The organism is Nonomuraea rhizosphaerae, from assembly GCF_019396405.1.
Classification (GTDB): Bacteria; Actinomycetota; Actinomycetes; order Streptosporangiales; family Streptosporangiaceae; genus Nonomuraea; species Nonomuraea rhizosphaerae.
Map to the genome: position 1 here is coordinate 18,598 of NZ_JAHKRL010000475.1, position 10,305 is coordinate 28,902.

The following is a 10,305-nucleotide window of genomic DNA, read 5'->3' on the forward strand; positions in this document are numbered from 1 at the left end:
CATCGTGAAGAATTGGGGGGTTTCCGCGCAGAGGCTGATCCCGCCGATGCAGGGAACCGCCCTCTGGGGATGGATCGGCCCGATCGCGGTCGCCCTGTTCGGGGGGATCCTCCGGTTCGTCCGGCTGAGCGAGCCGCGGGCCATCGTCTTCGACGAGACGTACTACATCAAGGACGCCTACTCGCTGCTCCGGTACGCCGTCGAACGCGTCACGCTCGGCGACGCCAAGAACCCGATCGCCGACAAGCGCCTGATCGCCGGCGACCTCGACATCTTCAAGCAATGCCCGCAGCAGACGGACTGCGCCTCGTTCGTCGCGCACCCGCCGCTCGGCAAGTGGATGATCGGGGCCGGGGAGTGGCTGTTCGGGATGAACCCCTTCGGCTGGCGCTTCGCCGCCGCGCTGGCCGGGACGCTGTCGATCCTGATCCTGGCGCGGGTCGCCCGCCGGATGACCCGCTCGACGCTGCTGGGCTGCTTCGGCGGGCTGCTGCTGGCGCTGGACGGGCTGCACCTGGTGCTGTCGCGGACGGCGCTGCTGGACATCTTCCTGATGTTCTGGGTGCTGGCCGGGTTCGCCTGCCTGGTCGCCGACCGGGACCGGGCGCGGCGACGGCTGGCCGACTGGTACGAGACCTCACCGCTCACCATGACGGGGCCCAGGCTGGGCGCGCGGCCGTGGCGGATCGCCGCCGGGATGTGCCTGGGCGCGGCGATGGCCGTCAAGTGGTCGGGCCTCTTCTTCCTCGTCGCCTTCGCGGTGATGTCGCTGGTCTGGGACATGGGGGCGCGGCGGGCCGTCGGGCTGCGCAGCCCGTACAGGGGGACGTTCGCGCTGGACGCGCCGCCCTGGCTGGCCGCCATGGGGCTGGCGCCCGCGGCGACGTTCCTGGTGTCGTGGACGGGGTGGTTCGTCTCGGCGGACGGCTGGGGGCGCAACTGGGACCAGGCCACGTCGTCCGGGCCGCTGTTCTTCGTCATCGACTCGGCGCGGTCGTGGCTGAAGTACCAGATGGAGGTGCTCGGGTACCACACCGGGCTGCAGGAGTACCACCCGTACATGTCCGAGCCCTGGACGTGGCCGATCCTGTACCGGCCCGTCTCGTTCTTCTACCCGGGTGACCTGCCGGGGGCCGCGTGCGGGGCCAAGGAGTGCTCGCAGGCCGTCCTCGGCGTCGGCACGCCCGCGATCTGGTTCGCCGCCGCGCTGTCGCTCTTCGGGCTCATCGCCTGGTACGTGGCCACGCGCGACTGGCGGGCCGGGGCGGTGCTGCTGACGTACGCGGCCGGGTGGCTGCCCTGGTTCTACTACGCCATCGCCGACAACCGGACCATGTACCTCTTCTACATGATCCCGATCGTGCCGTTCATGGTGCTGTCGCTGGTCCTGGTCGCGGGGCTGGTGCTGGGCAAGGAGAACGCCCCGCCGGTGCGCCGGGCGGCCGGGGGCGCGGCCGTGGGGGCGTTCGCGCTGATCACGCTGATCAACTTCTGGTGGCTCTACCCGGTGCTGACGGCCGAGGTGATCACGCAGGCACAGTGGTGGGCTCGGATGCTGATTCGCTCCTGGGCCGAGTCCGCGCCCAAGGCCAAGTGACGCCGCGCCGCAGCGTGATCGCCGCCGCGACGCAGGCCAGCGGGACGGCCGGAAGGACGTAGCGGTAGTCGAACTCCGCCGTCGCCGCGGGCGCCAGCAGCAGGCCGAACGCGCCCAGCCACGGCAGGATCACCGGGCCGCCGATCCTGCGCCAGCGGATCACCGTCCCGTACAGGCCGACCAGCATGACGCCGCCCAGCACGATGCCGGGCAGGTAGAAGACCTGCTGGTAGCTGCTCATGATCTGCGCGAACGGCGCGACGATCTTCGTCTCGGGCGGGCCCTGCTCGTATGCGTACGCGTCGGTGTCGGTCCTTCCCTGGTACGAGGGCCACTGGGGCAGGCGCTTGGGATTGCCGCTGGTGTCCAGCTCGTGGAAGGGGATGAAGCGATACATGTTGTACGTCTTCTCGTCGGGGAAGGTCGGCCGTCCCCAGTTGAAGGCGCGGAAGAAGTCACGCGCGACGACCTTCAGGTAGTCGCCGGGCTGGGAGGTGATCGCCCGCGTGGCGAACGCGCTGGCGGCCTGGTTGGTGATGTCGGTGAACTTCTTGCCGGTCCCCCAGCGGTGCAGCACCTCGCCCGTTCCCTGGCCCGCGCCGCCCTGGCCCCACAGGTACCACTGCGCGTAGTCCTTGCGCTGGCTCACCGGGTCGTTGATGCACAGCAGGAGCATCTGGAGCTCCCGGTATTTGTCGATGTGCATCTTGTCGCAGTCGGCGAAGATGGCCGTGCGCATGTAAAGGATGAGGCCGTCGCTGTTCGTCATGGCGAATTTGCCGAAATTTGTGGAGAACCAGGCCATGTAGCCCATGACGGGAACCGCGCAGGCCGCGATCACCGCCACGATCGGCCTCCACCCGGTCCGCTTGACCAGCAGGTACGCCACGACCAGCACCAGGATCGGCAGCCCGATGGAACGCGTCAGCGCCGTCAGCGCGAGCAGCAGTCCGACCACCACGCCGAGCTTCCATGACATCCGCCGGTGCCACAGGACGAGCGTGATCACCCCCACGACCAGCAGCGTGAACAGCGCGTCGGACATGATGAGCTGTTCGAGCTGGATCTGGTAGGCGTCGAACAGCACCGGCGCCGCCGCCAGCGTCGCCCCCCACTTCGGCAGCCCGAACTTCCTGCGCAGCAGCGTGTAGACGAGCACGCCCGTCGCCAGGCCCATCAGGTGCTGGCTGAAGGTCACCAGCGTGAAGCTGTGGAACGGCTTGAGCACCAGCAGCCAGAACCCGTACCCGTCCGGCCTGATCGGGTGCGGCCTGGGATGCAGCGCCACCGAGACGTACTCGTAGGAGTCGTTGAACCACATCGCCGGCCCGTAGCCGAGCATGGTGATCAGCCGCAGCACCGCGCCGATCGCGAATGCGGCGGCGAACACCCGATGACGGCGCACGAACGCCACCACGCGCGCGGTCCGGCCAGGGGCGGAGTGGTCCACAGGGGTAATCTCCGCGACGCTCACCATGCTGTAAAGAATGCCAGTCGTTTTTAGGACTTGACCCGACCACGTCTGGGCACAGGGCATGATGGTGTGCTGGAAATGCCTTAACTGGAAGGTTGAGACGTGGAACTGACGGTGGTCATGCCCTGCCTCAACGAGGCGGAAACCGTGGAAGTCTGTGTGCGCAAAGCTCTGGCGTGCATGGAGGAGCACGGCATCGAGGGCGAAGTCCTGATCGCCGACAACGGCAGCACGGACGGCTCGCAGCAGCTCGCCCGCGACGCCGGCGCTCGTGTCGTCCACGTCGATGAGAAGGGGTACGGAAACGCCCTCATGGGCGGCATCCGGGCCGCGCGCGGCAAGTTCGTCATCATGGGCGACGCCGACGACTCCTACGACTTCACCTCGTTGCTCCCGTTCGTCGAACAGCTCCGTGACGGTGCCGATCTCGTGATGGGCAACCGCTTCAAGGGCGGCATCGCCCCCGGCGCCATGCCCCCGCTGCACCGCTACCTGGGAAACCCGGTGCTGTCGTTCATCGGCAGGCTGTTCTTCCCCTCGGCCATCGGTGACTTCCACTGCGGCCTGCGCGGCTTCCGGCGCGACTCGATCCTGCGCCTGCAGCTCCAGACCGGCGGCATGGAGTTCGCCTCCGAGATGGTCGTCCGCTCCACCCTGTCGGGCCTCGACGTGCGCGAGGTGCCCACGACGCTGTCGCCCGACGGCCGCTCCCGCCCGCCGCACCTGCGCTCCTGGCGCGACGGCTGGCGTCACCTGCGCTTCCTGCTCCTGTACAGCCCCAAGTGGCTGTTCTTCTACCCCGGCCTGTTCCTGATGATCGTCGGGCTGGTCGCGGGCACCGCGCTGACGTTCGGCCCCGTCGAGATCGGCGAGCTGGCCTTCGACGTCGACACCCTGGTCGGCGCCTCCGCCGCGGTGGTGATCGGCTTCCAGGCCGCCCTGTTCGCACTGTTCACCAAGGTGTACGCGGCCGAGGAGGGCTTCCTGCCGGAGTCGCCGCGCATCCGCAAGCTCATCGACATCGTCAGCCTGGAGAAGGGCCTGATCGTCGGCGGCCTGCTGGCGCTGGCCGGTCTCGTCGGCCTGGTGATGTCGCTGGTCCACTGGCAGGTGCGCAGCTTCGGCTCGCTCGAACCGCGTGAGTCGCTGCGTCTGGTCGTGCCCTCGGCCACCGCGCTCATCATGAGCTTCCAGACGATCTTCGCGGCGCTGTTCATCAGCATCCTGGGCATCCGCCGCCACCGCGACAGCTCCCTCGACGTCGCCGCCAAGGCGGCCGAGGAGGCGGCCGAGGCCGTGTCGCGCGAAGAGGCCGCCCCGCAGGAGGAGACCGTGGCCCGCGAAGAGTCCTCCGCCCGGTAATCCCGGCCACCGTTCGGCCTTAGGCTTGGAGCCATGTCCCAGCACATCTTGACCGCCGTCGCGTGGCCGTACGCCAACGGCCCCCGCCACATCGGGCACGTCTCAGGGTTCGGCGTGCCGTCCGACGTCTTCAGCCGCTACCAGCGGATGGCGGGCAACAAGGTGCTGATGGTCTCCGGCACCGACGAGCACGGCACGCCCATCCAGGTCCAGGCCGACAAGGAGGGCGTCAGCGCCCGCGAGCTGGCCGACCGCTACAACCGGGTGATCGCCGAGGACCTGACCGGGCTGGGGCTGTCGTACGACCTGTTCACCCGTACGACGACGAACAACCACTACGCCGTCACCCAGGCCATCTTCAAGGGCCTCTACGACAACGGCTACATCTTCCCGAAGACCACCATGGGTGCGATCTCCCCCTCCACGGGGCGCACCCTGCCCGACCGCTACATCGAGGGCACCTGCCCCATCTGCGGGTACGACGGCGCGCGCGGCGACCAGTGCGACAACTGCGGCAACCAGCTCGACCCGATCCAGCTGATCAACCCCAGGAGCCGCATCAACGGCGAGACCCCGGTCTTCACCGAGACCGAGCACTTCATGCTCGACCTGCCCGCCTTCGCCGACGTGCTCGGCACCTACCTGCAGTCCAAGCAGGGCGAGTGGCGGCCCAACGTGCTGAAGTTCGCCCTCAACCTGCTCGGCGACCTGCAGCCGCGGGCGATCAGCCGCGACCTCGACTGGGGCGTGCCGATCCCGCTCGACGGCTGGCGCGATCAGCCCAACAAGCGGCTCTACGTCTGGTTCGACGCGGTGATCGGCTACCTGTCGGCCTCGATCGAGTGGGCCAGGCGCTCGGGCGACCCCGACGCGTGGCGGCAGTGGTGGCAGAATCCCGACGCCCGCAGCTACTACTTCATGGGCAAGGACAACATCGTCTTCCACGCCGAGATCTGGCCGGCGATGCTGTTCGGCTACAGCGGCATCGGCGCCCGCGACGGCTCGCCCGGCGCGCTGGGCGCCCTTGACGTGCCCTCCGAGGTGGTCTCCAGCGAGTTCCTGACGATGGAGGGCAAGAAGTTCTCCTCCTCCCGCCAGGTCGTCATCTACGTGCGTGACTTCCTGGAGCGCTACGACGCCGACGCGCTGCGCTACTACATCGCGGTGGCCGGCCCGGAGAACCAGGACACCGACTTCACCTGGCAGGAGTTCGTCAACCGCAACAACGGCGAGCTCGTCGCGGCCTGGGGCAACCTGGTCAACCGGTCGATCTCGATGGCGGCGAAGAACTTCGGGACGATCCCCGAGGCCGGTGAGCTGACCGACGCCGACCGGGCGCTGCTGGAGCGCTCGCGGGGCGCCTTCGCGCCCGTCGGGGCCGAGCTGGGCCGCTCGCGGTTCAAGAACGCGATCACCGAGGCGTTCGACGTGGTCCGCGAGGCCAACAAATACCTGGCCGAGCAGGAGCCGTGGAAGCTCAAGGACGACCCGGAGCGGCAGAAGTCGATCCTGCACGTCGCCCTCCAGGTGGTCGACGACGCCAAGACGATGCTCACGCCGTTCCTGCCGGGCTCGTCCAACAAGGTCCACGCCATGCTCGGCGGCGAGGGCGTCTGGTCGGGCATGCCGGAGATGCACGAGGTCGACGAGGACGGCGGCGCCCCCTACCCGGTCATCACCGGCGACTACGACGGGGCGGCCCGCTGGGAGCACCAGCCGATCAAGCCCGGCACTCCGCTCGCGCCGCCCGTGCCGCTGTTCAAGAAGCTCGATCAGAAGGTCGTGGACGAAGAGCTGGGCAGGCTGGCCGAGTAGTCCCGGAGCGTGATGGCGGCGGCCGTCTTCCGGGCCGACCGCGCCATCAGCCCCTTCCACGGCAGGTAGGGCAGGATCTTGTAGTTCTGGTTCATGAACCACTGCATGAACCTGCTCTCCGGCACCATGAGCTTGCTGATGCCCTCGCCCGACTTCTGGCAGGTGCGCACGTAGTCGCGCATGGCGGCCTCGAACCTGGTCAGGCCGGTCCTGATCGCGCCCGCCGCCGCCAGCTCGCCCGCCAGCACGTACGCGCCCACGATGGCCAGTCCCGTGCCCATGCCCGACAGCGGCGAGGGGCACCAGGCGGCGTCGCCCAGCAGCACGACCCGGCCGCGGGACCAGCGCTCCATGCGTACCTGGGCGATGGAGTCGAAGTAGAAGTCGCCGGCCCGCCGCATGTCACGCAGCAGCCGGGGAGCCTGCCAGCCGACGTCCGCGTACACGCGCTCCAGCAGGCTCTGCTGCTGGTCCACGTCGTGCCTGTCGTAGCTCAGCTCCGGCGAGCCGAACCAGAACATGGCCTTGGCCTCGGTGTTGTTCCTCGCGCTGTACAGGGCGACCATCTTGCCCGGGACGTTGTGGGCGTGCCCGGTGTGGTCCAGCCCGAGGTAGTTCTCCGTGGTGAAGACGGCGCAGTAGAGGCCGAGGTAGGAGAGGAAGCGCTCCTCGGGGCCGAAGACCAGCTCGCGCACCTTGGAGTGCAGGCCGTCGGCGCCCACCACCAGGTCGAAGCGCCTGGCGGGGCTCCGCTCGAAGGTGACCGTGACCCCGTCGGCGTCCTCGTCGAGCGCGGCGACGGAGTCGTCGAAGACGTACTCGGTGTGGCCCTTGGTGAGGTCGTAGAGGATCTGGGCCAGGTCGCCGCGCAGGATCTCGACGTCGCCGGCGAACAGGTCGGCCGGCATGGCGCTCAGCTTCTTGCCCGCCGCGTTGACGTTCCACATGGCGCCCATGTTGGTCTGCCGCCGCTGGATCTCGTGAAATATCCCCATCTTGCGCAGCACGGACAGGTGGACGTCGCCGCGGAAGTCGACGGAGTAGCCGCCCTCACGCAGGGCGGGAGCCCGCTCGACGATCGTGGTGGTGTGGCCGGAGCGGTTGAGCCAGTGGGCCAGGGCGGGGCCGGCGACGCTCGCGCCGGAGATCAGGATGTCCATGGGGACGAGCTTCGCCGGACGCGCTCACCGGCCGCTCACCTCAGGCTCACCGGTCGGCTCACCGGCCAGGCTCGCTGGTCGGGCTCACTGGTCGGGCTCGCCGGGCCGGGCGGCGAGGGTGCGCAGCGGTGAGCCGTCGAGCGCCGCGTCGGGGACGCCCGCGAGCAGGGCGGCCTGCTCGTAGGTGAGCCCGGCGCCCTCGCGCCAGGCCCGCTCGTACGCCTCGTCGCCCAGAACCGCCCGCACCCGGGCGGGAAGGTCGTCCTGGCGGTACGCGCCGTGCACCGCGCTGATCGCGCCCAGCAGCTGGGCCGCCAGCTTCGCCTCGCCCCTCGTCAGCGCGAGCCCGGCCAGCGACTCGAACGCCCTGGTGCTCTCCGGCAGCGGCCCCGAGATCATCGCCACCTCGACCGCCTGCTCGTACGAGGTCCTGGCCCTGTCGAGGTCGCCCTCGGCCTCGGCCAGCCGTCCCAGCCCGACCAGCAGCCGGATCCTGCTGCTGACGCTCCTGAGCCACCGGGTGTCCAGGAGCTGCCGCGCCCGCTCGTACAGCTCCCGCGCCGTGGCCAGATCCCCCTCCTCCAGGGCCACGTCGCCGAGACCGCGCAGCGCGGAGGCCGTGTAGGTCGGAATGCCCAGCCGCCGGGACAGCTCGGCGGCCCGCTCGTAGTCGGCCCTGGCCGCCGCCGGGTCGGCGCGCTGGAGGTGGTCGCCCCGGTTGCAGAGCAGGTCGGCCAGGTCCTCGGTCGCGTCGAGCTGCTCCGCCAGCGCCAGGGCCTGCTCGGCGCGCGCCAGCGCGGCCGTCTCGTCGCCGGAGGCTCCCGCCAGCCAGGCCAGCGCGTCGTGGCAGAGCATCGCCCCCCACCGGTCGCCCAGCGCGCGGAACTCGCCGAGCGCCGCGACCAGATCCGCCTCGGCCCGGGCGTGCTCGCCGCGCGCCATCAGCGAGTAGGTCCAGATCATCTTGGAGATCGCGCGCTCCCACGGGTCGGGGCTGCCGGCGGACCTGGTGATCACCGCGAGCGTCGGCTCGGGGGCGCGGATGGGCGCGGTGATCATCGGCCACAGGAACGTGAGGACCGGGTACTCGCGCCTGCCCTCGCCCGCCGACACCATCGCCTCGGCCACCGCGCCCTGACGCGCCCACCACTCCGGCCCGGCCTCGTCGCCCGCCACCGCCAGCAGGCAGAGCACGTACGCGTCACCGAGCCGCCGATCCGGCTCCGGCCCGGCCCTCTCCAGCAGCTCGATGGCCGGGGCGGTGGCCGTGCCGCGCATCCCACGCATCCACAGGTAGGTGGACTGCGCCGCGAGCAGCCTCATGCCGAGCCCGACGTCGCCGTACCTGGCCGCCCAGCGCAGGGCCGTGTGGAGGTTGTCGTGCTCGGCGGTCAGCGACCTCAGCCGGTCGAGCTGCCCGGCTCCGCGCAGGTCGGGCTCGGCCCGCTCGGCGAGCCTCAGGAAGAACTCCGCGTGCGCACGCCGTACGGAGGGCTCGTCGGCCAGCTTCTCCGCGCAGAACGCGCGGATGGTCTCCAGCATGCCGTAGCGGCCGTCCGCGACGGTCACCAGCGACTTGTCGGCGAGCGAGTCGAGCAGGTCCTCGGCCTCGGGCAGGCCGCTCACCTCGGCGGCGGCCACGGCCGTCGCGCCGCCCGCGAACACCGTCAGCCGCGCGGCCATCACCCGCTCCTCCTCGGTGAGCAGCTCCCAGCTCCACGCGACGACCGCGCGCAGCGTCTGGTGCCGGGCGTCGGCGGTGCGGCTGCCGCGCGACAGCAGCTTGAACCGGTCCGTGGCCAGGCGTCCGGCCAGTTCACGGGGCTCATGGGCGCGTACGCGGGCGGCGGCCAGCTCGATGGCCAGCGGCAGGCCGTCGAGCGCCGCGCAGATCTCGCCGACCGCCTCATCCGCGGTGAAACCCGGACGGACCGCCCTGGCCCGGTCGGTGAACAGGCGTACGGCGTCCGCGTCGGCCAGCGGGCGCACCGGCCACAGGTGCTCGGCCGTGACGCCGAGCGGCTCGCGGCTGGTCGCCAGGACGCGCAGCCCCGGACAGCCTTCGAGCAACCGCTCGGCCAGGGCGGCGGCCTCCTCGACCAGGTGCTCGCAGTTGTCGAGCACCAGCAGCGCCGGCCGGTCGGTCAGCACGGTGACCAGCCGTTCCATGATCCCGTCCGGGCCGGTGGCCTGCGGGCCGAGCAGGCCGCCGTCGCGCACGCCCAGCGCGGCGAGCAACGCGCGCGGGAGGTCGGCGCCCTCGGTGAGGGCGGCCAGCTCGGCGAGGCAGGCGTCGGGGCGCCGGGCCGCCACCTCGACCGCCAGCCGCGTCTTGCCCGCGCCGCCCGGGCCCAGCAGGGTCACCAGGCGGGCGGAGTCGAGCAGTGTGCTCACGGCGGCCACGTCGTACGCCCTGCCGATGAAGGACGTGAGGGAGGCGGGCAGCGACGGCCGCTCACGCACGGCGGCAGCCCCGGTCGTTGTGGTGTTTTCGCTGGGGCGGGGGAGCGTGCCCCGCAGGAGGGCCTGGTGCAGCGACGTCAGCTCCGGCGACGGGTCGGCGCCCAGTTCGCCGGCCAGCAGCCGCCTGGCCTCCTCGTAGGCGACCAGCGCCTCCGCCTGCCGCCCGTCCGCGCTGAGCGCCCGCATGAGCTGCCCGCGCAGCCGCTCGCGCAACGGGTGCCGCCCGATCAGCTCGCCCAGCTCGGGGATCACCGCCCGGTGCGCGCCCCGCCGCAGGTCGGCCTCGATCCGGTCCTCCCGCGCGGCCACCTGCCGCTCCTCCAGGGGCACGCCGTGCGCCGCGTCCAGATCGGCGAGCGCCGGCCCGCGCCACAGCGACAGCGCCTCGCCCAGCAGCTCGGCGGCGCGGGCCGGGTCGTCGCCGGGCGCCCGCC

Annotated in this window: 6 protein-coding genes; 3 read left to right on the forward strand and 3 right to left on the reverse strand. The window is 71.0% G+C overall.

The features are described from left to right. The first annotated feature begins 4 nt into the window (after positions 1 to 4). Positions 5 to 1,597: a dolichyl-phosphate-mannose--protein mannosyltransferase gene (locus tag KME77_RS24585; protein ID WP_308250881.1), complete on the forward strand. Its 1,593-nt coding sequence runs from the start codon at positions 5 to 7 to the stop codon at positions 1,595 to 1,597. Here the strand turns inward: KME77_RS24585 and KME77_RS24590 are convergent. Continuing rightward, positions 1,527 to 3,074, reverse strand: coding sequence for a hypothetical protein (locus tag KME77_RS24590; RefSeq protein WP_246610669.1), 1,548 nt, complete (start codon positions 3,072 to 3,074; stop codon positions 1,527 to 1,529). The two genes, KME77_RS24585 and KME77_RS24590, sit on opposite strands and share 71 nt — an antisense overlap. A 99-nt stretch (positions 3,075 to 3,173) precedes the next feature. Here KME77_RS24590 and KME77_RS24595 point away from each other — a divergent pair, with 99 nt between their 5' ends. Beyond that, positions 3,174 to 4,433, forward strand: a complete 1,260-nt coding sequence (locus KME77_RS24595; RefSeq protein ID WP_219471303.1) for a glycosyltransferase family 2 protein — start codon at positions 3,174 to 3,176, stop codon at positions 4,431 to 4,433. 33 nt (positions 4,434 to 4,466) lie between these two features. Further along, on the forward strand, positions 4,467 to 6,248 hold the full coding sequence (gene metG, locus KME77_RS24600; RefSeq protein WP_219471304.1) for a methionine--tRNA ligase: 1,782 nt from the start codon (positions 4,467 to 4,469) through the stop codon (positions 6,246 to 6,248). Here metG and KME77_RS24605 read toward each other — a convergent pair. Next, complete coding sequence (locus tag KME77_RS24605; RefSeq protein ID WP_219471305.1) at positions 6,206 to 7,408, reverse strand: FAD-dependent monooxygenase; 1,203 nt, start codon at positions 7,406 to 7,408, stop codon at positions 6,206 to 6,208. The genes metG and KME77_RS24605 overlap by 43 nt on opposite strands. A gap of 84 nt (positions 7,409 to 7,492) precedes the next feature. Next, positions 7,493 to 10,305: ATP-binding protein (locus KME77_RS24610; protein WP_219471306.1), on the reverse strand; the 2,813-nt coding region annotated here is incomplete at its 5' end.